The 20,767-nt window shown below is 64.3% G+C and carries 20 protein-coding genes and 3 tRNA genes; 13 read left to right on the top strand and 10 right to left on the bottom strand.

Features of this window, described 5'->3' with window-relative positions; genetic code table 11:
- Window positions 1–139: 139 nt before the first annotated feature.
- The gene (locus tag ACVOMF_RS16570; RefSeq protein ID WP_481510249.1) at window positions 140–1,135 is read right to left on the bottom strand and encodes an aldo/keto reductase; all 996 of its coding nucleotides are present in this window, start codon (window positions 1,133–1,135) and stop codon (window positions 140–142) included.
- 83 nt (window positions 1,136–1,218) lie between these two features.
- On the opposite strand from ACVOMF_RS16570, the gene ACVOMF_RS16565 reads away from it, so the two are divergent.
- A complete protein-coding gene (locus ACVOMF_RS16565) occupies window positions 1,219–2,136 on the top strand; it encodes a LysR family transcriptional regulator (RefSeq protein ID WP_481510248.1) in 918 nt (305 codons plus the stop codon).
- Between the two features lie 91 nt (window positions 2,137–2,227).
- Window positions 2,228–4,396 carry a YccS family putative transporter gene (gene yccS, locus ACVOMF_RS16560; protein WP_481510247.1) on the top strand — a complete coding sequence of 723 codons (2,169 nt, stop codon included), beginning with the start codon at window positions 2,228–2,230 and terminating at the stop codon, window positions 4,394–4,396.
- A gap of 149 nt (window positions 4,397–4,545) precedes the next feature.
- Here yccS and ACVOMF_RS16555 read toward each other — a convergent pair whose 3' ends face one another.
- On the bottom strand, window positions 4,546–5,757 hold the full coding sequence (locus ACVOMF_RS16555) for an MFS transporter (RefSeq protein ID WP_481510246.1): 1,212 nt from the start codon (window positions 5,755–5,757) through the stop codon (window positions 4,546–4,548).
- A gap of 97 nt (window positions 5,758–5,854) precedes the next feature.
- Between ACVOMF_RS16555 and ACVOMF_RS16550 the strand changes: the two genes are divergently transcribed.
- From ACVOMF_RS16550 to ACVOMF_RS16530, 5 genes are all read left to right on the top strand, one after another.
- On the top strand, window positions 5,855–6,727 hold the full coding sequence (locus ACVOMF_RS16550) for a LysR family transcriptional regulator (RefSeq protein ID WP_481510245.1): 873 nt from the start codon (window positions 5,855–5,857) through the stop codon (window positions 6,725–6,727).
- A gap of 83 nt (window positions 6,728–6,810) precedes the next feature.
- Entirely contained in the window at window positions 6,811–8,700 is a 1,890-nt protein-coding gene (locus tag ACVOMF_RS16545; RefSeq protein WP_481510244.1) for an MFS transporter, read from the top strand.
- A gap of 96 nt (window positions 8,701–8,796) precedes the next feature.
- Entirely contained in the window at window positions 8,797–9,129 is a 333-nt protein-coding gene (locus ACVOMF_RS16540; RefSeq protein WP_481510243.1) for a hypothetical protein, read from the top strand.
- Between the two features lie 22 nt (window positions 9,130–9,151).
- Complete coding sequence (locus tag ACVOMF_RS16535) at window positions 9,152–9,433, top strand: CD225/dispanin family protein (RefSeq protein WP_481510242.1); 282 nt, start codon at window positions 9,152–9,154, stop codon at window positions 9,431–9,433.
- Window positions 9,434–9,481: 48 nt separating this feature from the next.
- Window positions 9,482–9,898 (top strand): DUF2752 domain-containing protein, encoded by a 417-nt coding sequence (locus ACVOMF_RS16530; protein WP_481510241.1) that lies wholly within the window; start codon window positions 9,482–9,484, stop codon window positions 9,896–9,898.
- 153 nt (window positions 9,899–10,051) lie between these two features.
- Here the strand turns inward: ACVOMF_RS16530 and ampE are convergent, their stop codons facing one another.
- The 5 genes from ampE to ACVOMF_RS16505 form a co-directional block, all read right to left on the bottom strand.
- A complete protein-coding gene (ampE, locus tag ACVOMF_RS16525) occupies window positions 10,052–10,936 on the bottom strand; it encodes a regulatory signaling modulator protein AmpE (RefSeq protein WP_481510240.1) in 885 nt (294 codons plus the stop codon).
- A 66-nt stretch (window positions 10,937–11,002) separates the two neighbouring features.
- Window positions 11,003–11,914, bottom strand: coding sequence for an NAD(+) diphosphatase (nudC, locus tag ACVOMF_RS16520; protein ID WP_481510239.1), 912 nt, complete (start codon window positions 11,912–11,914; stop codon window positions 11,003–11,005).
- A 61-nt stretch (window positions 11,915–11,975) separates the two neighbouring features.
- A complete protein-coding gene (gene erpA / locus ACVOMF_RS16515) occupies window positions 11,976–12,362 on the bottom strand; it encodes an iron-sulfur cluster insertion protein ErpA (protein WP_481510238.1) in 387 nt (128 codons plus the stop codon).
- A gap of 32 nt (window positions 12,363–12,394) precedes the next feature.
- Window positions 12,395–12,829 (bottom strand): bactofilin family protein, encoded by a 435-nt coding sequence (locus ACVOMF_RS16510; RefSeq protein ID WP_481510237.1) that lies wholly within the window; start codon window positions 12,827–12,829, stop codon window positions 12,395–12,397.
- 2 nt (window positions 12,830–12,831) lie between these two features.
- Complete coding sequence (locus tag ACVOMF_RS16505; protein ID WP_481510236.1) at window positions 12,832–13,572, bottom strand: DUF6776 family protein; 741 nt, start codon at window positions 13,570–13,572, stop codon at window positions 12,832–12,834.
- A gap of 168 nt (window positions 13,573–13,740) precedes the next feature.
- Between ACVOMF_RS16505 and ACVOMF_RS16500 the strand changes: the two genes are divergently transcribed.
- The 3 genes from ACVOMF_RS16500 to ACVOMF_RS16490 are packed head-to-tail and all read left to right on the top strand — an operon-like array spanning window position 13,741 to window position 18,640.
- Complete coding sequence (locus tag ACVOMF_RS16500; protein ID WP_481510235.1) at window positions 13,741–14,382, top strand: DUF4126 domain-containing protein; 642 nt, start codon at window positions 13,741–13,743, stop codon at window positions 14,380–14,382.
- A 17-nt stretch (window positions 14,383–14,399) separates the two neighbouring features.
- Window positions 14,400–16,220, top strand: a complete 1,821-nt coding sequence (locus tag ACVOMF_RS16495) for an EAL domain-containing protein (RefSeq protein WP_481510234.1) — start codon at window positions 14,400–14,402, stop codon at window positions 16,218–16,220.
- Window positions 16,217–18,640, top strand: coding sequence for an ATP-binding protein (locus tag ACVOMF_RS16490; protein WP_481510233.1), 2,424 nt, complete (start codon window positions 16,217–16,219; stop codon window positions 18,638–18,640). Before ACVOMF_RS16495 ends, ACVOMF_RS16490 begins: the two co-directional genes overlap by 4 nt.
- A gap of 16 nt (window positions 18,641–18,656) precedes the next feature.
- Here ACVOMF_RS16490 and bfr read toward each other — a convergent pair whose 3' ends face one another.
- The 3 genes from bfr to ACVOMF_RS16475 form a co-directional block, all read right to left on the bottom strand.
- Complete coding sequence (bfr, locus tag ACVOMF_RS16485; RefSeq protein WP_481510232.1) at window positions 18,657–19,127, bottom strand: bacterioferritin; 471 nt, start codon at window positions 19,125–19,127, stop codon at window positions 18,657–18,659.
- A 113-nt stretch (window positions 19,128–19,240) separates the two neighbouring features.
- Window positions 19,241–19,441 carry a (2Fe-2S)-binding protein gene (locus ACVOMF_RS16480; protein WP_296249808.1) on the bottom strand — a complete coding sequence of 67 codons (201 nt, stop codon included), beginning with the start codon at window positions 19,439–19,441 and terminating at the stop codon, window positions 19,241–19,243.
- An 80-nt stretch (window positions 19,442–19,521) separates the two neighbouring features.
- Window positions 19,522–20,133 (bottom strand): RNA pyrophosphohydrolase, encoded by a 612-nt coding sequence (locus ACVOMF_RS16475; RefSeq protein ID WP_481510231.1) that lies wholly within the window; start codon window positions 20,131–20,133, stop codon window positions 19,522–19,524.
- Between the two features lie 118 nt (window positions 20,134–20,251).
- On the opposite strand from ACVOMF_RS16475, the gene ACVOMF_RS16470 reads away from it, so the two are divergent.
- The 3 genes from ACVOMF_RS16470 to ACVOMF_RS16460 all read left to right on the top strand — a co-directional run bounded on the left by ACVOMF_RS16470 (window position 20,252) and on the right by ACVOMF_RS16460 (window position 20,606).
- Window positions 20,252–20,328, top strand: a tRNA-Met gene (locus ACVOMF_RS16470).
- Between the two features lie 26 nt (window positions 20,329–20,354).
- Window positions 20,355–20,429 (top strand) — tRNA-Gln (locus ACVOMF_RS16465).
- Between the two features lie 102 nt (window positions 20,430–20,531).
- Window positions 20,532–20,606 (top strand) — tRNA-Gln (locus ACVOMF_RS16460).
- Window positions 20,607–20,767: the final 161 nt, after the last annotated feature.

Raw genomic sequence — 20,767 nt, 5'->3', positions numbered from 1 at the left:
CCGGCCCCTCACCCCGCCCCGCCCCTCCGTCAATGGGGGGGGGCGCAACGGCTCGTCCCGAGCCAGGCGGGGCTGGGGCCTTATCGGCAACCCCCCCGCCGAGCTGGGCTCGGCTCTACATATGAAGCAGAGCTCGGCTCTACCGATGCACACTGCCAATGCTCGCCGCCGGGTAACGCAGACCCGCGGCCACATCCACCGGGAACACCGCGTCGATCCGCGCCAGATCCTCGGCACTGAGCAGCACATCCAGCGCACCCAGATTCTCCTCCAGATACGGCAGACGCTTGGTCCCCGGAATCGGCACCAGATCATCGCCCTGCGCCAATACCCAGGCCAAGGCCAACTGCCCCGGCGTCACGCCCTTGTCGGCGGCAATCGCATTGACCTGCTCCACCAGCGCCAGGTTCCGATCGAAGTTCTCGCCCTGGAAGCGCGGCGAGTTGCGCCGGTAGTCACCGTCCTCGAAATCGGCCGGGCTGCGGATCGCACCAGTCAGGAAGCCACGGCCCAACGGCGAGTACGGCACGAAACCAATACCAAGCTCACGCACCGTCGCCAGCACATCGTTCTGCTCCGGCTCGCGTGACCACAGCGAATACTCGGTCTGCAGCGCGGTGATCGGATGCACCGCATGCGCGCGGCGGATCGTCTCCGGCGCTGCCTCGGACAAGCCCAGGTAGCGCACCTTGCCCTGCTCGACCAGCCGCGCCATCGCACCCACGGTGTCCTCGATCGGCACCTGCGGATCAACACGGTGCTGGTAGTACAGATCAATATGATCCACACCCAGCCGCTGCAGGCTGGCCTCGCAGGCAGCCTGCACGTATTCCGGACGACCATCGACACCGCGCGCCTGCGGATCCTTGGCATCCAGCCGCACCCCGAACTTGGTGGCCAGGAACACCTGCGCGCGACGGTCGGCAATCGCCTTGCCAACCAGCACTTCGTTGGTATGCGGGCCGTACATGTCGGCGGTATCCAGCAGCGTCACGCCACGCTCCAGCGCGCGGTGGATCACCGCAACCGAGGCGGCATCATCACCACGGCCGCCATAGAACGCACTCATGCCCATGCAGCCCAGGCCAAGTGCGGAAACGACGGGACCATTGCGGCCCAGAATTCGGGTTTTCATCGGCGACTCCAACGGGGGAAAGGACGGAAGCAACTGTAGGCCCTCGCCACTATGCCGATAAAGGCGGATACTCCACATTGACCATGAAGCCTGACTTCACAGTAGATCCAGCCCTGTTGCCGGCCCTGGCAGCCTTCGCCTGCGTGGCCAGACATGCCAGCTTCCGCCAGGCAGCGATCGAACTGGCGGTTTCGCCCTCGGCCTTGTCGCAGACCATCCGCAACCTGGAACGCCGGCTCGGCACCCGTCTGCTGCAGCGGACCACGCGCCGGGTTGGCCTGACCGAGGCCGGACAGCGCCTGTTGCTCGATACCGCGCCGGCGCTGGCCCGGATCGGCGAGGCCCTGCATGCGGTGGAGGCCAACCGCGATGTCGCCACCGGCCAGCTGCGCATCACCGCGCCGCGTTTCGCCATCGAATATCTGCTCTTGCCACACCTGCCCGCCTTCCACGCCGCCTACCCGCAGGTGGAAGTGGAACTGTCCATGCAGGCGGCACTGGTCGATGTGGTCGGTGAAGGTTTCGATGCCGGCATTCGTCTGGGCGAGGCGCTGGCCGATGGCATGATCGCGGTGCCGCTGGGGCCGCCAATGCGTTGGACGGTGGTCGCCGCGCCGGAATACCTGCAGCGCCACGGCACGCCGCAAACGCCTGAAGCGTTGATCGGCCATGCCTGCATCCGTCACCGCAACAGCAATGGCCGGGTGATGCCCTGGGAGTTCAGCCGTGATCACCGCGACTTCACCCTCGATGTCAGCGGGCCCCTGCTGCTCAACGACAGCACCCTGGCCTTGCAGGCAGCGCGCGACGGGCTTGGCCTGCTGCAGATATTCGAAGCCGTCGCCCGAGCCGACATCGACGCTGGTCGCGTGCATGGACTGCTCGATGACTGGCAACCGCCCTATCCCGGCTTCCATCTCTATTACCCATCGCGCGAACAGCTGGCACCCAAGCTGCGCGTGTTCCTCGATTTCATGCGTGCGGCCAATGCCGCAGGCTGATCGCCGCACACTTGCAGACGGATCGCGCTTGCCTGCATCGCCACGGCAACGCAAGCTGACAGCCTGATCCCCGCGAGTCCACGCTTCCGGCATGCGCCGCCTCGACCGTCACCTCGGCCAACTCTGGGCCCACGAAAAAGCCAGCTACGGGCTGCGCGTGTTCATCGCGCTCACTGCCGCCATCGCCTATGGCTGGTACGACGGCCACCTTGAAGCCATCCCCGGCCTGTTCCTGGGCATCATCGCCAGCGCCATCGCCGAGACCGACGACAACTGGTGGGGCCGCACAAAATCCGTGCTGTTGTCGCTGCTGTGTTTCGTCGCTGCCGCGGCGGCGGTCATCGCGCTGTTCCCCTACCCCGTCCCCTTCATCAGCGCGTTGGCGTTGACCGCCTTCGGCCTGACTCTGCTCGGTGCACTGGGCGAGCGCTATGCCTCCATCGGCCAGGCCACGGTGACACTGGCGATCTACGCGATGATCGCGATGGACCAGCACCACAACGTCAGCCAGCAGCAGGCGCTGCGCGAGGTGATCCCGCTGCTGGTTGGCGCCGCCTGGTACGGCCTGCTGTCGATCCTGTGGACGGCGATGTTCGCCAACCGCCCGGTGCGCGAACGGCTGGCACGGCTGTTCTTCGAACTTGGCCACTACCTGCAGCTCAAGGCCGACCTGTTCGAACCGGTGCGGCACGGCAATCTGGAAGCACGGCGGTTGGCCCTGGCCGAGCAGAATGTGCGCGTGGTGCAGGCGCTGAACATCGCCAAGACCGCCATCCTCAGCCGCTTCGGCCGCTCCGGCCGGCCCGGCGTGCAGTCAGGCCTGTACTTCCGCCTGTATTACATGGCGCAGGACTTCCACGAACGCGCCAGCTCCTCGCACTACCCGTACGAAGCCTTGGCCGACGCCTTCTTCCACAGTGACGTGCTGTTCCGCTGCCGGCGCCTGCTGTCGCTGCAGGGCAAGGCCTGCCAGACGCTGGGTGAGGCCATCCGCCTGCGTCAGCCGTTCGACTATGGCGAACGCACCCGCGTCGCTGGCCAGGACCTGCAGTCCTCATTGCAATACCTGCGCGAGCAACGCAATCCGCAGTGGACGCGCCTGCTTGGCTCGCTGCAGCTGCTGGCCGCCAACCTGACCAGCATCGAGCGGCAGCTGTCCGAGGCAGCATTGGCGGATACACCACTGGAAGGCATCGATACCCGCCTGCGCGATTCCTCGCCGCACACCTTGCGTGAGATGGGCACGCGCCTGCGCCAGGCACTGACGCCCGGCTCGCTGTTGTTCCGCCATGGCGTGCGCATCGCACTGGCGCTAATCGCCGGTTACGCGTTGCTGAAGGTGGTGCACCCGGAGAACGGCTACTGGATCCTGCTGACCATCGTCTTCGTCTGCCGTCCGAACTTCGGCGCCACCCGCCTGCGGCTGGTGCAGCGCATCGCCGGCACCCTGCTCGGCCTGGGCGTGACCTGGGCGCTGATGCAGCTGTTCCCCGGCACCGGCCTGCAACTGCTGCTGGCGCTGGCAGCGGCACTGCTGTTCTTCATCACCCGCACCGACCGCTACCTGCTGGCCACGGCGGCAATCACGGTGATGGCGCTGCTGTGCTTCAACCTGATCGGCAACGGCTTCGTGCTGATCTGGCCGCGCTTCCTCGACACCTTGATCGGCTGCGTCATCGCCGCCATCGCCTCGCTGCTGATCCTGCCCGACTGGGAGGGCCGACGCCTGCACAAGGTAATGGCGCAGGTGATCGCCACCAGCACCGCCTACCTGGATGAAGTGCTGGGCCAGTACCGCAGTGGCATGCGCGACGACCTGCCCTACCGCATCGCCCGCCGCGACATGCACAACGCCGACGTCGCGCTGTCGGTGGCCTTGGCCAACATGCTGCGCGAGCCTGGCTATGCGCGAGGCAATCTGGATGCGGGCTTCCGCTTTCTCGCCCTGTCCAACACCTTGCTTGGCTATCTGTCGGCGCTGGGTGCGCATCGCGCCCAGGCGGATGCGGTCAATGAGGATGCACTGGTTGCTGACGGGCATCGGCAGCTGCAGCAGTCGCTGGCAGCATTGGCTGCAGCCTTGGGCAAGCGCCAGCCGGCGGAACCGCAGGAAGATGAGGTCGCACTGGCCGATGCGCTGGAGCAGATGCCTGACGAGATCGATGAGAAGTCGCGGCTGGTGCGCACCCAGCTGGCTTTGATGCTCAGGCTGTTGCCGAAGCTGAGGGCAGCGGCGGAAGAAGCGATGCTGCCGGCATAGTTGCTGTTACCCCCTCCCTTGCGCGGAGCGCAGGGGAGGGTTGGGGAGGGGTGCCGTTGATTCTGCCTTTGGCTTTCTCGAAGGAAGAACAATCCTTACTGCTGAGATCGCTAACACACCGGCAGCGGAACGATTGTCTGCTTCGCGGCTTACGCCGCTCCCACATTCCTTGCGGCTTGCTTGCGAGCTGGCATGAAATACACCAGCAAGCCGATCACCGCGAACACGCCACCCAGTGCGCAGACGCCATTCCAGCCGTAGCGCGTCCAGGCCATCGTGCTCAGCACCGAACCGCTGGCACCGCCGATGAAATAGCAGGTCATATAGGCCGAGGTGATGCGGCTGCGGGCGCTCTCATCCAGCTGGTAGATCACGCTCTGGTTGTTGATATGTACCGCCTGCACAGCGATATCCAGTAACAGCACACCCACGATCAGCGCCGACAGCGACACCGGTGCGAAGGCCAGCAGGAACCACGACAGCAGCATCATCAGCAGGCCACCTACCGCGACCGCGCGACCGTGCCCACGGTCACTGAGCTTGCCGACACTGCTGGCGGCCAATGCACCGGCCGCACCGATCAAACCAAACAAGCCGATGGTGGCAATCGAGTAACCGTAAGCCGGGCCTGACAACAGGAAGGCCAGCGGCGTCCAGAACACGCTGAAGCCGGCAAACAGCAGCCCACCCAGCACGGAGCGCTGGCGCAGCAAAGGCTCATCACGCAGCAAAGCAAGTACCGAACCGATCAGGCGCGGATAGGACAGGCTGGCACTGGGTTGATGCGCTGGCAGCAAACGCGCCAGCACCACCGCCAGTACCAGCAAGGCAACGCAGGCCACCCAATAGATGCTGTGCCACGAACCGAGTCCGGCCAGCACGCCGGAAGCGGTGCGCGCCAACAGGATGCCGAGCAGCAGGCCGGCCATGATGGTGCCGACCACCCGCCCGCGATGCTCGGGCTCGGCCAGCCCTGCCGCATGCGCCACGATCACCTGCGCCGCCACCGCACTGAGGCCGGACAGCGCCGTGCCCGCCAGCAGTTGTACAAAGTGGGTGGCGGTGGCGCTGATCGCCAGACCTACCGCTGCCAGTACGAACAGCGCGACGATCAGGCGGCGGCGCTCCACGCGATCGCCCAGCGGCACGATCAGCAGCAGGCCGGCGGCATAGGCCAGCTGTGCCACCGTCACCACCCAGCCCGCCTCGTCAGCGCCGATCCGGAATGCCTCGGCCAGAATCTGCAGCAAAGGCTGCGCGTAATAATTGCCAGCCACGATCAGGCCGGTGGCGGCAGCCAACAGCAGCACCTGGGCCTGGCTCAAGGGGCGATGGGGCGAGTGGGAGACGGGGCTATTCATGGGGGAGGCCACGGCGGGAACTGCGGCAAGTCTGGGCCGCTGCCATTGATGACGCCAATGTATTGTTTTCATCCCATCCATCTGTTTCAGTGATGGCATGTTCACCCTGCGCCAGCTCGAATTTGCCGTTGCCGTGGCCGAAGAAGGCGGTTTCACTGCTGCTGCGGCCCGCTGCCACACCGTGCAGTCGGCGCTGAGCCACCAGATCGCGCGGCTGGAAGATGCCTTCGGCACCCGCCTGTTCGAGCGCAGCCATCGCCAGGTACGGCCCACCGCTGCCGGCGAGGTGTTCCTGCACAACGCCCGGCTGACCCTGCAGGCGGCCGCCCGCCTGCAGGAGGAAATGGCGTTGACCTTGGGCACGGTGCGTGGCCGCATCAATATCGGCCAGATCACCTCGCTCAATGTGGTCGATGTGCCCGCGCTGCTGGCGGCGTTCCGGGCCGCGCACCCGGCCGTCGAGGTACACCTGAAGGCCGGCATGAGCGATGTGCTGCTGGCCGAACTGGAACAGGGCAGCCTGGACGTGGCGCTGGTCGGGGTTGGGCCACAGATCACCCTGCCGCCACAGCACCGCCTGTTGCATGAGGAAGGCCTGTCGCTGGTGATGCCCATCGACCATCCATTGGCCGGTCTCGCGGCAATCCCGCTGCAGGCACTGCAAGGCCTGCCTTTGGCTGCCCTGGTGCCCGGTGCCGGGGTGCGGCGCATGCTGGATGACGCCCTGCGCGAACGTGGCATCCAGACCCAGATGCAATACGAGGTCACCCATAGCGAACTGCAGCAGCAACTGGTCGCCGCCGGCCTGGCGGTGGCGGTGGTGCCGGACAGCATGGCCGCACGCATGCAGCGCACCGTCGTGCGCCCGCTGGCAGAGCAGTTCCGTTTCCGCACCTGCGTGGTGTGGCGGGCCGATCCAACCCCGGCGGCCCGTGCACTGCTGGGCCTGCTACCCACCAGCAACACCTGAAATACATCAGTGATGCAACGCCCGGCTTGACCAACACCTCCATGCCGTTCTGCTAATGTGCCGCGCAGCACCGAGGAGTCACGATGTCCGGCCACAATCAGTTCGCCCTGCTCAAGCAGCGCCGCTTCCTCCCGTTCTTCATCGTCCAGGCGCTGGGTGCGTTCAACGACAACATCTATCGCCAGGCGATCATCGGCCTGCTGTTCTATCTGGGCGTCAGCAGCGAAGAACGCACGCTGTACACCAACCTGGCACCGGCACTGTTCATCCTGCCCTACTTCCTGTTCTCGGCACTTGCCGGGCAGATTGCCGAGAAGCTGGAAAAGCAGAAGCTCATCGTCATCACCACCACCATGGAAATCGTGGTGATGTCGCTGGCGGCGGTCGGCTTTCTTACCCAGAACATGCCGGTGCTGCTGGTGGCGTTGTTCTGCACGGGCCTGCAATCCACCCTGTTCGGCCCGGTCAAATATTCGGTACTGCCATCCATCCTAAAGCCTGAGGAGCTGACTGGCGGCAACGGTTTGGTGGAAATGGGCACCTCCATCTCCATCCTCACCGGCATGATTGCCGGCGGCATGATCTTCGCACTGGCCGGCGCCCACGGACCTATCGTCGCTGCCGTGGCCATCATTGCGCTGGCGATGATCGGCAACTTCACCGCACGCATGATCCCGCGCGTGGACGCGGGCGCACCGGAACTGAAAATCAACTGGAACCCGATCAGCGAATCGCTGGTGGTGCTGCGCCTGGCCAAGAAACAGAAGGCAGTACGCAACGCCATCCTCGGCGTATCCTGGTTCTGGTTCTTCGGCACCGTGCTCACCTCGCAGCTGCCGACCTACGCGGTGGTGAACCTGGGGGGCGACGAGGTGCTGTACATCTTCGCGCTGGCGCTGTTCTCGCTGGGCACCGGCGTCGGCTCGCTGCTGTGCGAAAAGCTGTCCGGGCGCATCGTCGAAATCGGTCTGGTGCCCTTGGGCGCCTTCGGCATGAGCGCGTTCCTGCTGGATCTGTATTTCGCGCGTACCGGCGCAGTGACGGCGGCAGGCCTGGATGTTGCGGGCTTCGTCCAACAGCCGGGCAGCTGGCGGATCATCATCGACCTGCTCGGCATCGGCCTGTTCACCGGTTTCTTCGTGGTGCCGCTGTTCGCACTGATCCAGAGCCGCACGCCGAAGTCGGAAATGTCACGCGTGTTCGCTGCGCTCAACATCCAGAATTCCGGCTTCATCGTGCTGGCAGCGGTGCTGGGCCTGATCACCCAAAGTGTGCTCAAGTGGAGCATCCCGCAGCTGTTCCTGGCGCTTGCCATCGCCAACATCGTGGTCGCGATCTACATCTTCAGCATCGTGCCCGAGTTCCTGATGCGCTTCCTCAGCTGGGTGATGGTGCGCACCTTGTACCGGCTGCGGGTCAAGGGCGTTGAGGACAATGTGCCGGACGAAGGTGCCGCGCTGATCGTCTGCAACCACGTCAGCTACATGGATGCGCTGATCCTGTCAGCGGTGATCCCGCGCCCGGCGCGCTTCGTCATGTACTACCGGATATTCAACGTGCCGGTGATGCGCTGGATCTTCAAGACCGCCAAAGCCATCCCGATCGCCAGCCCCAAGGAAGATGCCGCGCTGATGCAGCGTGCCTTCGACGAGGTGGATGCGGCGCTGGCCGAGGGTGAGCTGGTCTGCATCTTCCCCGAGGGTGCCTTGACCAAGGACGGCGAGATTGCCGCCTTCAAGTCCGGGGTGGAGAAGATCCTGGCCCGACGCCCGGTTCCGGTGGTGCCGATGGCACTGAAGGGCATGTGGTCCAGCATGTGGAGCCGCCGCGATTCCCGGCTGGGCCAGATGCGGGTGCCGCGTCGCTTCCGCGCACACATCGAGGTTGTGGCCGGACCGCCGGTGGATGGCGCCCATACCGATGCCCCGCAGCTCGAAATTCTGGTCCGCAAGCTACGTGGTGATGAGGCCTAAGTAGGGAAACCCACTTTCCAGAAATAGGACAAGTGGCTAGGCTAGCCCCCTATGTGCCTGCCGGGGACCGCAGCACAGCCAAGGAGCTAGGGGACAATGGACAACGCCACGCCATCACTGCCAGCCGTGCCACCTGCGCCGCCAACGGCGCCGCAGCAGGTGCACCACTACTATCACCCGCAGAAATCCGGCGGGATAGCAGCATTGCTGGAAGTGCTACCGGGGTTTTTCCAGGTTTTCGGCATTGGTCACCTGTACGCGGGTAACGTCGCCACCGGGCTGATCATCATGTTCGGCTACTGGGCGGTGGCCTTCGTCAACTTCCTGCTGTGCTTTGTCTTCATCGGTTTCATCACGTGGCCCCTATGCTGGATCGCCACAATGATCATCTCGCCGCTGACTGCGGCGAATGCCTGCAAGTCACGCTGATTTTTCAAAAAAGGAGTTTTACGTGAATACAAGCAGTCCTGCCGTATCCAACAACCTCGTCTGGGCAATCCTGTCCACCCTGTTCTGCTGCATTCCACTGGGCATCGTCTCCATCGTCCAGGCTGCCAAGGTCAATGGCCTGCTGGCTGCTGGTGATATCGCAGGCGCCCGTGATGCCGCCGACAAGGCCAAGAAGTGGGCCATCTACGCTGCGGTCGCAGGCATCGTCGTGTTACTCCTGTACATCGTGCTGGTCATGGTGCTCGGTCTGGGCGGCGCGATGACTGGCACTTCCGGCTACTGATGAAACCGACAGGCCGGCCGGAACCGGCCGGCCTGTTGTTGTCCTGACATGCAGTTCCCGCAACACCTGCTGCGCTACATGCCCTTGGCCGCGATTGCCGGCATCAGCGTGGGCGCCGCAGCGATATTGAGCCGGATCGACCCCAACGTCGCCGGTAACCCACTCCCGCCTTGCCCGTTCTATGCGCTGACCGGCCTGTGGTGCCCGGGCTGCGGCAGCACCCGCTGCCTGCACGCTCTGGTCCACCTGGACCTGCCGCAGGCAATGGCGATGAATCCGCTATTGATCGTGTCCATCGTGCCGGTGCTGGTGATGGCATTGCATGGCGCCGGACTATGGCCGGCACGGCTGCAATGGCTGGTGCGACTGTTCGCACGGCCAATCCCATGGCTTGTGGTGATCGTCTCGTACTGGCTGCTGCGCAACCTGCCCTGGTATCCGTTCAACCTGCTGGCGCCCGGCTGAAAGCCTGGCTTGGAAGCCACGTAAGCACGTAGCGCGGGCAAGCGCAGCGCACCCCGGGACGTTTGGCGAACCGTCTGAAACATCAACAGATTCTTGCCGCGCGGGTACGCTGCGCTTACCCGGGTTACGACCGCATCCAAACTGGCGCGTGGCTCAACCCACCCAGCCAGCAATCACCAGCAGCGCGAGCAAGGTCATCCACAGCAGCAACATGCGCCAGACCAGGCTCATCGCATCGCGCAGTTCCGGGTAGCGTTCGTCTGCCGGCACCTGCCCTGCCAACCGTGCTTCTTCGGCCTCCTCGACCAGCTCGGCGCCAACGCTGGCGCGTGCGGCCTCGGCCAGAAAACCAAGCTGCAGCGCCCAGCGATTGCCAGCAGCGCGACGCCAGGCCGAAAACACCGTGTCGAAATTGCCTACCAAGGCCATCGACAGCGTCATCAGCTGCGCCACCGGCCACTCCAGCACCGCCAGCAGCAAATCGCCGGCGCGCCGCTCCTCCGTGGACAGCAACTGCGATTGCAGGCCTTGCGAGGACTGTGCCAGCAACCGGTACAACACCGAACCCAACGGCCCCAGCAACAGGAACCAGAACAGCGGTGCAAACCAGCGCCGCAAGGCATTGATCGCAGTCGCCTCGACCAGACCCGGCGCGTCCTCGCGCATGCTGCCGCCTGCGGCCTGCAGCCGGGATGCCGCCAGCGCGGCCGCCGGCTCGTCTTCGGCATCGATCACTGCCTCGACATCGCGATCCAGGTCGCGCGGGCCCCAGCACAGCGCGAGAACCGCAATGCCAAACACCAGCGCCGGCAGACCGAACAGACGCTCGGCCAGGGCCCATTGCAGCAAGCCGATCAACAACACGCAGGGCGCGATCAGCAGCAACACACCGTAATGCGCGGCCGATTCGCCCAACTGCGCACGCAACCAGCCCAGGCAACGCCCGAACCAGCGCCAATCCCGCAACGTCGCCATCAGCGTGGGGGCCAGATGGCCGAGCACCAGTGCGGCGATTACCGCTACCAAGGTTGTGAACATGCGATCCCTCCGGCCTGTGATTGTAGGCCCTGCCAACGTTGCAACGGCTGGCAACCCGTGCGGCGATCAGTCCTCACGGCGCTGACTCTGGTACCACTGCTCGATCAGGGTGCGCGCAATCGACAGCCGCGGCGGCAGCAGGATGCCCAGTCCGTCGTCGTTGTTCTCACGCTGCAACGCCGCGCCGACCTCCTCGACGCTGAACCAGCGCGCGTCTTCCAGCTCACCATCCACCGTGGGCACGTCATCGTGCGCGCTGGCCCGGAAACCCACCATCAAGGCGCCCGGGAACGGCCACGGCTGGGTGCCCTGGTACTGCGCCTGGATCACCCGCACCCGCGCTTCCTCGAATACTTCGCGGGCCACGGTCTGCTCAAAGGTCTCACCGGGCTCGACAAACCCGGCCAGCACCGAATAGCGGCGCGCGACCCAACTGCTCTGCCGGCCCAGCAACAGGCGGCCATTGTTTTCGACCGCGACGATCACCGCCGGGTCCACGCGTGGATAGTGCTCGGTACGGCACTGGTCGCAATGGCCAATGAAACCGAAGCGACCAAACCGCACAGGCGAGCCGCAGACACCACAGAACCGATTGCGCGAATGCCAGTACGACATCCCGCGCGCATAACAGAACACGTCGGCGACCTCGGCCGGCCAGGTCACCGCGGCCTGGCGCAGGTCCATGCGCTGCGGTGCCTTGACCGTCAGCGTTGCCGCCTCGGCGACAAACCAGGCGCGCCCTTCGCGCAATCCAAGGAAGATCGCCGTACCCGGGCCACCGCCCAGATCGGCACCACTGAACAAGGCCGGCTGCCGGTCATCATCGGCAAACGCGGTGCCATCGACGTCCAGCACCAACACCTGCGCCGTCGGCCATAAAGCGGCCAATGCATCGGCATCAGCACGCAGCGCATCGGCACGGTCCAAGGGCGCGCCGACAAAGGCGTGCCCGGCAAAGCGGGATTCAGAATTCAGCATCCGCCAGAGCCTGACGACAAAGCAGCACAAGCGCAACCAGCCGAAGTACGGCCGGAACGGCTTAGACCGAGAAGCTGCTGCCGCAGCCGCAGGTGGTGCGGGCGTTGGGGTTGCGGATCACGAACTGGGCACCGGTCAGGCTTTCGCTGTAATCCACCTCGGCACCCATCAGGTACTGCAGGCTCAGCGGATCGACCAGCAGGGTCACGCCCTCGGTGACCACCGCCAGATCGTCTTCGGCACGGTTTTCATCGAACTCGAAACCGTACTGGAAGCCGGAACAGCCGCCACCCTGGATATAGACACGCAGGGCGAGCGCAGCGTTGCCCTCATCCTGGATCAGCTCACGCACCTTGGAAGCAGCCGCCGGAGTGAAATTCAGCGGGCGGTCCAAGGACTGGTAATCAGGCGCCGGCTGCGCGCCGGGCAGGGAAACTAAGGTGCTCATGGCGCTCAGGATGGGGGCGGCAAGCCCCTGTTTCAAGCCGCAGTGGCTTCAGCTTTCTTGGACTTCTCGGCGGCTTTGGCTTCCGGCGCCGGCAGTGCGGCCATCGCCGCGGTGTGCAGAAGGCGGCCGTTGAGCTGGGCACCGGCGCTCATTTCCACCACCGTGTAATGCACGTTGCCGGTGACACGGGCGCTGGGCGTCAATTCGATGCGCTCACTGGCATGCACATCACCTTCCATGCTGCCGCTGAGCACCACCACGGCAGCGCGGACTTCGCCTTCAATGCGGCCATGTTCGGCCAGGGTCAGCATCGCCTTGGCGCCTTCTTCGGCAATTACCTTGCCGATGATGCTGCCCTCCACATACAGGCTGCCGCTGAATACCACGTCGCCGCGGATTTCCACCTGGGAGCCGATCAGGGCATCCACGGCCAGATCGGTGTCGTGCTTGGACTTGCTTTTGAACATGTTTATTCCCCTCTGCCGTTGCCAGCGAGTTTCCAATCGAATGTCTGGTTGGAGCCCCCCCCGGATCCGGACAGGGAGACTCGCACACGTTGTGGTGTGAAATCTCGGGGCAGCATCACGCTACCGTCCAGTTGCTGGAAATAGCGGAAGGAATAATCCTGCCCCGGCGTACCTTTGCGTTGGTGTAGGTCATCCCAGCTGACGGTTGTCAGCTTTCCATCCTTCACACCCTCAACCGAGAACCGCATCTGGCCTTGGCTTATCGCACCGCGATTGAGATTCTGGGTCAGCACCACGCTGTAATGCCAGGTGCCGGCCGCTTCCGGGGTGAACTCCACCGAGTGGGTATTCAGTCCTTTGCGCTGGCTGGTGGAACCGACCAGACGCTCATAGAAGGCGACATCGGCGCGCAGGCCGGCAATCTCTTCGTCACGCTCGGCAAGCGAGGCCTGCACTTCGCTGTTGGCGGCACGACTGATCTTGTCCGATGCCTCCAGCGTGGCCTGGCGCTGGCGTAGCTCCTCCAGCTGGCTGCGCTGCTGGCCAACCAAGGCTTCGCTCTGGCGAAGCTTCTCGCGCATGCCACCGGCATCGGGCGAGGCGTAGCGTGCCGCCAACCAGCCAACCAGCAGCAGCGACAGCAGCCATGCGGCCGCCAGGACAGCCATCGGCACCCAGCCTGGACGCGGGGCCGCGCCACCACGCGGGGTGATCTGGAAACGTGAAGAAGGTCGGTTGGTCATGGCAGGCTCCAGTGCTCCCGGAAGGGCAACACCCGTGCTCGGTCTGAAACGACGGACCAGTGTAAACGACACTTATGTACATGCGCTTATGCGCTGGCGGCTGGCAATCACCGCAGGCATGCTCGATAGTTGCGATCCTGCTCACAGTATCCGGCCTAACCACCTCCCATGACAGAAGCCCACGTATTCGTCATCGGCATCCTGCTGGCCTGGCTGGCAGGCATACGCGTCTACCTGACCGTGTTCGGCGTCGGCATGGCCGGGCTGATGGGCTGGGTGGACCTGCCACCGGCATTGCAGGCCACCGAATCCTGGTGGGTGCTGGGCACCTCCGGCGCCCTGGCCGTGGCCGAATTCTTCGCCGACAAGATCCCCGGGGTGGATTCGATCTGGGATCTGCTGCAGACACTGGCGCGGGTTCCGGCCGGCGCCTTCCTCGCCGCTGCCACCTTGTCGCCCAATGGCGAACTGAGTACCGGCGTATTGGCCGCGGGTGCCGGCATCGCGCTGACCAGCCACGGCCTGAAAGCCGGCACCCGTGCCCTGCTCAATACTTCACCGGAACCGGCCAGCAACTGGGTGGCCTCGTTTGCCGAGGACAGCGTGGTGATCGGCACCTTGGCATTGGCACTGGCGCACCCATGGCTGGCGCTGATCTTCGTGCTCAGCGCCAGCATCATCGGCGCGCTGACGATATGGCTGGTGTGGCGCATGCTATGGCGAGGGCTCAAGCGCATGTTCGCCAGCACCGATACGCCAGCTTCAGCAATGTCCAAGCCAGGTGACCACTCGCTGCCACCCGCCCCGTGACCACATAATCCCCACCGATGGCCAGCAACGACACTCTTACCACCGCCAACCGCACGCTACGCGCGGAAACCCCACCAGCCGATTACTGGCAGCGCTGGAGCGTGCGCAATGCGCCGCCCGCCGAAGCCGTGCAGGCACAGCTCAAACCGGGCACCGACGCAGCGGCAGCAGCCATGGCCAGCGATGTCGGCGATGACACGCCCTACCGCGTGCTGATCGTCGAGGACAACCGCTCGCAGGCACTGTTTGCGCAAAGCGTGCTGCACGGTGCCGGCATGCAGGCCTTCGTGCAGATGGACGTGGAAGGTGTGCAACAGGCCATCAGTGAACACCGCCCGGACCTGATCCTGATGGATCTGCACATGCCCGGACTCGACGGCATGCGCCTGACCGCGATGATCCGCCAGCAGCCACACCAGCAGTTGCTGCCCATCGTGTTCCTGACCGGCGAAGCCGACCCCGACCGCCAGTTCGAAGTGCTCGACTGCGGCGCCGACGATGTGCTGGTCAAACCGATCCGGCCGCGCCACCTGGTCGCCGCCGTCGCCAACCGTATCCGCCGCAACCGCATGCAGGCGCCGGGCAAGGCCGACGCCGGCCCGCTGATGAACAACCCCGAGACCGGCCTGCCGACCCGTCACAACGTGATGCAGCAGTTGCGGGCCGCCATCACCGAGCAGCAGCCGGCCGGGCTGATGTTCATCGAGATCGCCAGCGCGCTGGGTCTGCGCGAGCGCTATGGCTATGCCAGCTACGAGCGCTTGATGGTGCAGGCCGGGCAGCGCCTGGCCGAGAACCTGCGCCCGCACCAGCTGGCCCGCCTCAATGACAACAGTTTCCTGCTGCTTACCCGCGGCATCGAAGAAGCGGCAGTGCCTGCGTTGGCGCAGCAGGTTCGTGATGGCCTGTCCGCACAGCCTTTTGCACCACGCGAGGACGAATCCGTGTTCCTGCGTTGCGTGGTCGGCCACGCCAACCTGTCGCAGGACCTGAACGATGCGGACGCCGCCTTGGAAGCGGTGGAGCGCACCGCCCTGCAGGCGCGCCTGAGCAGCACCGGCATTGCGGCCTACGAAAGCAACGACGTCGCCATCAACAACGAACATCTGGCCTTGCTCGATGGCCAGATCGAGCTGGCATACCAACCCATTGTCGCCGTCGCTGGCGGCGACACCGCGCAGTACCAGCTGCTGCTGCGCCTGCGCCAGAGCAACGGCACCCTGCTTTCCGCCGGCCAGGTGATTCCCGCGGCCGAGGCCGCCGGGCGCATCGCCGACCTTGACCAGCAGGTGGTCGAACACGCACTGGGCCTGCTGCACCTGTACCAGTTCGCGCAGCCGCCGATGCGCTTGTTCGTCTCGCAGTCGCTGCGCTCGCTGTCGCGCAGCGCCTATGCCGAATGGCTGCTCAATGCGCTGCAGGAACGACAGGTAGCCGGCAATGGGCTGGTCATCGATGTGCGCCTTTCCGACGCATTGGTGCATGCGGTAAGCCTGCAGCAGTTCTGCGCGCAGCTGATGCCGGTCGGCGTGCAGTTCTGCCTGAGCCAGTTCGAGCCCAGCGCCGAAGCCAACGCCTTGCTGAGCCAGCTGCCGCTGAGCTTCGTGCGCATGGCCGCTCGCTACGCCGAAAGCCATACCAACCAGAAGCTGCGTGATGAACTGCGCGGCACCATCGACCTTGCCCATCGCGCCAACCTGCAGATCATCGGCCAGCAGATCGAAGATCCGCAGGCGGCGGCTGCGATGTGGATGGGCGGTATCGACTTCATCCAGGGCAACGTGGTGCAACGCGCTGGCAGCGAGCTCAACTTCGACTTCCAGAACGCGGTGCTGTGAGCGCGGCCACGTCGGGCGCTGCGCGCGGTTGGGCACTGTTGGCAGCGGCCTGTGCCGCTGTCGCATGCGCGATCAGCTTCATTCCCGCTGTCCCTGCCATCGCCGCCACTGCCAGTGCTGGCGTTGCAGCGGTCGCAGCGCTGCTGGCCGCCATCAGCGCCAGCCGGCAACTGCGGCAGGCGCATGCCCTGCAACTGCAGCTCGAAGAACGAGCGCTGGAAAACACCCGCCTACGTGCTGCCGCACAGGACCACAGCACATTGCAGGAAGCACTACTGCAAGCCAAACAGGCCGCCGAAGCCGCCACTCTGGCCAAGGGCGAATTCCTGGCAACGATGAGCCATGAGATCCGCACGCCCTTGAACGGCATCCTGCCGATGTTGGAACTGGTGGCACAGGGCCCGTTGAGCCTGGACCAGCGCAACATGCTCGATACCGCCACCGACAGTTCACGGCAGCTGTTCCGCATCGTCGACGACATCCTCGATTACTCCAAGCTGGAAGCGAACCGGCTGGAGCTGGAAATCACCACCTTCAACCTGCGCGAAACCCTGGACGGCATGTTGCGGCTGATGCAACGCGCGGCCGAGCACAAAGGCCTGCGCCTGTCGCTGCATATCGATCCAGCGGTGCGCCTGTCGGTACGCGGCGACCCGGTGCGCCTGCGACAGATACTGGGCAACCTGCTGGTCAATGCAATCAAGTTCACCGAACTGGGCGAAATCAGCATCCACGTAAAGCGCCTGGGCGAAACCGCTGCGCAGCATCGTCTACGCTTTGAAGTACGTGACACCGGCATCGGCGTGGATACAAGCCAGCAACAGCGGCTGTTCAACGCCTTTACCCAGGCCGATGCCTCCACCACCCGCCTGTACGGCGGCACCGGGCTGGGGCTGGCCATCTGCAAGCGCATCGTCGACCTGATGCACGGCAGCATCGGCGTGCACTCCGAGCCCTTGCGTGGCTCCACGTTCTGGTTCGAAATCCCGCTGTTGAAAGTCATCGGCGACCTGCACCAGCCCGATCACCTGCGCAAGGTTCGTCAGGTGCTGCTGGTCACCCCAGAACAGCGGCTGCGCCAGCGGCTGCAGTTGATACTGCCGAACTGGGGCTACCAACCGGTTGTCGCCAACAACCTGCAGGAAGCACTGGAACGCCTGCGCATGCCCACCGTGTCCGGCATCTTCCATGCGGTGATCGGCGATCTGGAGCCCCTGCGCAACAGTGCCCCGGCCCTGCAACGCGCCATCGAACGCATGGATGACAGCCGACCACGCCTGCTGTGGCTGTACGGCGATGCCCCGATCGCCGACGGGCTGCGCGATGGCGCCACCCTGCTGCCGCGGCAACTGCCCGATACCCAGTTGCGCAATGCCCTGAGCGAACCGCTGCAACTTGCTGTCAGCCCACCTCCTGCATTCCTGCCGAGCAACCCCAATGCGGCCTCGACAATGCCCGTTGCGACGGCGCCCATTTCGACAGCGGCAGCAATTGCACCTGCAGGCTTCCCGGCAAGCGCGCAAAGCAAGCCGGTGACACCACCAGCCGCGGTCAGCAGCAATGCCACCGCAGGCGCTGACCTGGCCGGCATGCTGGTACTGCTGGTCGAGGACAACTCGGTCAACCTGATGGTTGCGCAGAAGCTGCTCAAGGTCCTCGGCGCCAGCACCGAAGCCGCTGAGAATGGCGCCATCGCCCTCGACAAGATGCACGCCAAACGCTACGACGCAGTGCTGATGGACTGCCAGATGCCGGTACTGGACGGTTTTGCCGCCACCGGCCGTTGGCGCGAGCACGAAGCCAGCAGCGGCGCCAGCAGCCGACTGCCGATCATCGCGATGACCGCCAACGCCATGGCTGGCGACCGCCAGCGCTGCCTGGACAGTGGCATGGATGAGTACCTGTCCAAACCCATCTCCCGCGCACAACTCCTGAACTGCCTGCTGGCCTTCAAGCCCGCATCCACCGCAACTGCCGATCCGGTTACCAGCATGCCCAGTACCGACCTCTCCGCCAATGCATTGGCCGCCGCCTCCACCGCCCATACCGATGGCATCACCGCCTCGATACTTGAGCGCAGCGTGCTGGATGAACTGCTCGAGATTGCCGGTGACGAGATCAACGCCATCATCGACGTATTCCTGGACGAGACCCCGCAACTGGTGCGACACCTGCAGGAAGCAGCCGTGATGCCCGACCTGAAGCGTCTGGGCGAGCTGGCGCACAGCCTGAAATCTTCCAGCGCCAATGTCGGCGTGCTGGCCTTGTCTGAAGCCGCGCGCCGGCTTGAGCACGGTGCGCGCAGTGGCACGCTGGAGCGGCCCACCGTGATGGTGGCGCTGATCGTTGCCGAGTTTTCGCGTGCGCGCATGGCGCTGGCCGGCTATCAGGCCGATCAGCGCGCGCAAGCGCAGGAGTGATCCCGCTGCGGCGGGATCAGTCTTCCAGCTTGGTGAGCAGGTAGTTCGGCTCGCCGATGCGCTCGATCAGATCGAGCTGGGTTTCCAGCCAATCGATGTGCTCTTCCTCGGAATCGAGGATCTTCACGAACAGCTCGCGGCTGACGTAGTCGCTGATCGACTCTGCATAGGCGACTGCATCGCGCAGCACCAATGCGGCCTCGTTCTCCAGCGCCAGATCGCACTTGAGGATTTCGGTGGGGTTTTCGCCGATACGCAGCTTGCCCAGTGCCTGGAAATTGGGCAGACCTTCGAGGAACAGAATGCGATCGGAGAGCACGTCGGCGTGCTTCATCTCGTCGATCGATTCCTTGTATTCGTGTTCGGCCAGCTCGTTCAAGCCCCAGTTCTTCAGCATCTTGGCGTGCAGGAAGTACTGGTTGATGGCGGTCAACTCGTTGTAGAGGACCTTGTTGAGAAATTCGATGACCTTGGCGTCGCCTTTCATGGCGCTGACTCCGACTAGAGGAACGAGCGCACTTTACCGGTTGCCGGCAGACAATGAAGGAACGCGAATCGTGATCATTAGCCACCGCCGTAGGCGGTGGCGGCAAGGCCTGTTCAGGCCGCCCGCAGCAGCGGCAAGGGCAGCTCGCGGGTAGCGCGCGCCTGCTCCAGCAGGCCAGCCGCCATGTCCAGGCAGGAACCGCAATTGGAGCCGCAACCGGTACGCATGGTCAGCTCAGACACCGTGTCGCAGCCGGCAAGCGCGGCTTCACGGATCTGGTGATCGGTAACTCCATTGCAGATGCAAACGTACACGGCTTGACGCCCCTGAACCCGGCACGTATCGGCCGTGCCAGCATTCAATCGCAAATGCGAATGGTTGTCAATTTCGGGCGTTAATCATTATTAATCTTCTTGCCGCGCCAAACCCCTGGACGCCGCGGGCGCTTGCGCGGCCGCTCATGGCCAGCACTGCTACCCGGCATCCAGGCTTCCTGTGCGGACGGAGGCATCGCCTGCACGCCCTGGCCTGCGATACCCCGCGCCAGGGGCGCCAGATGGCGCAGCGCACGCGCGTAGACGCCGCGTTTGAAGATGACCACGTGCTCGACCGGATACCAGAAGTCGACCCAACGCCAGTGGTCGAACTCCGGCGTATCGGTTTCATCCAACCGTACATGCGCCTCGTCGCCGGTCAGGCGCAGCAGGAACCAGACCTGCTTCTGGCCGATGCAGACCTGCTTCTCGGTATGACGGATGGCCCGCGTGGGCAGCCGGTAGCGAAGCCAACCAGGGGTCGCCCCCAGGACTTCAACGTGTTCAGGCAGCAGGCCGGTTTCTTCCTGCAATTCGCGATACATGGCCTCGACCGGCGTTTCATCGGTATTCATGCCGCCTTGCGGGAACTGCCAGCCGTCCCGGCGCACGCGTCGTGCCCAGAACACCTGCCCGTCTTCCCGCATCAGCACTATGCCGACGTTCGGTCGATAGCCGTCCGGATCGATCACGATGCGGACTCCTAAAATTTCTACTGCCGAGGACTCTGCCATGGCTGCTGTCATGCCACAAGCACAGAAATACCTGTTGACAAAACGTCACGACACCACCAGAATTACCGGCTCCCAAGGCTATGTAGCTCAGCCGGTTAGAGCACAGCACTCATAATGCTGGGGTCGGTGGTTCGAGTCCACCTATAGCCACCATGGGAAGCAGGTTCAACCTGCACTACAGCCCCGTCGCCAAGCGGTAAGGCATCTGACTCTGACTCAGACATTCGGAGGTTCGAATCCTTCCGGGGCTGCCAAACATGAAAGGCCTGATCGAAAGATCAGGCCTTTTTTCTATTCAGAACCTTCACACCCAGACCAACCAGCAGGCCGGGTGTGCGATAATCGTCACGCACCATAGCCCCGTCGCCAAGCGGTAAGGCATCTGACTCTGACTCAGACATTCGGAGGTTCGAATCCTTCCGGGGCTGCCAGATATCAAAAGGCCAGATCGAAAGATCTGGCCTTTTTTTGTGGCTGAAGTTTGGGGATTCGGATTCGGATTCGGATTCGGCAGGAGCAAAAGCATAAGAGCCAAAGCACCCCTCCCCAGCCCTCCCCGGCCCTCCCCTATGCTGCGCGCAAGGGAGGGGGT

The sequence above is a fragment of the Stenotrophomonas sp. STEN022 genome, assembly GCF_056760155.1.
This window is presented reverse-complemented; position numbering and strand designations above follow the sequence as displayed.

Coding starts and splice junctions, on each gene's coding strand:
- ACVOMF_RS16570 (WP_481510249.1), bottom strand. CDS start 1,135: ATGAAAACCCGAATTCTGGGCCGCAATGGTCCCGTCGTTTCCGCACTT.
- ACVOMF_RS16565 (WP_481510248.1), top strand. CDS start 1,219: ATGAAGCCTGACTTCACAGTAGATCCAGCCCTGTTGCCGGCCCTGGCA.
- yccS (WP_481510247.1), top strand. CDS start 2,228: ATGCGCCGCCTCGACCGTCACCTCGGCCAACTCTGGGCCCACGAAAAA.
- ACVOMF_RS16555 (WP_481510246.1), bottom strand. CDS start 5,757: ATGAATAGCCCCGTCTCCCACTCGCCCCATCGCCCCTTGAGCCAGGCC.
- ACVOMF_RS16550 (WP_481510245.1), top strand. CDS start 5,855: ATGTTCACCCTGCGCCAGCTCGAATTTGCCGTTGCCGTGGCCGAAGAA.
- ACVOMF_RS16545 (WP_481510244.1), top strand. CDS start 6,811: ATGTCCGGCCACAATCAGTTCGCCCTGCTCAAGCAGCGCCGCTTCCTC.
- ACVOMF_RS16540 (WP_481510243.1), top strand. CDS start 8,797: ATGGACAACGCCACGCCATCACTGCCAGCCGTGCCACCTGCGCCGCCA.
- ACVOMF_RS16530 (WP_481510241.1), top strand. CDS start 9,482: ATGCAGTTCCCGCAACACCTGCTGCGCTACATGCCCTTGGCCGCGATT.
- ampE (WP_481510240.1), bottom strand. CDS start 10,936: ATGTTCACAACCTTGGTAGCGGTAATCGCCGCACTGGTGCTCGGCCAT.
- nudC (WP_481510239.1), bottom strand. CDS start 11,914: ATGCTGAATTCTGAATCCCGCTTTGCCGGGCACGCCTTTGTCGGCGCG.
- erpA (WP_481510238.1), bottom strand. CDS start 12,362: ATGAGCACCTTAGTTTCCCTGCCCGGCGCGCAGCCGGCGCCTGATTAC.
- ACVOMF_RS16510 (WP_481510237.1), bottom strand. CDS start 12,829: ATGTTCAAAAGCAAGTCCAAGCACGACACCGATCTGGCCGTGGATGCC.
- ACVOMF_RS16505 (WP_481510236.1), bottom strand. CDS start 13,572: ATGACCAACCGACCTTCTTCACGTTTCCAGATCACCCCGCGTGGTGGC.
- ACVOMF_RS16500 (WP_481510235.1), top strand. CDS start 13,741: ATGACAGAAGCCCACGTATTCGTCATCGGCATCCTGCTGGCCTGGCTG.
- ACVOMF_RS16495 (WP_481510234.1), top strand. CDS start 14,400: ATGGCCAGCAACGACACTCTTACCACCGCCAACCGCACGCTACGCGCG.
- bfr (WP_481510232.1), bottom strand. CDS start 19,127: ATGAAAGGCGACGCCAAGGTCATCGAATTTCTCAACAAGGTCCTCTAC.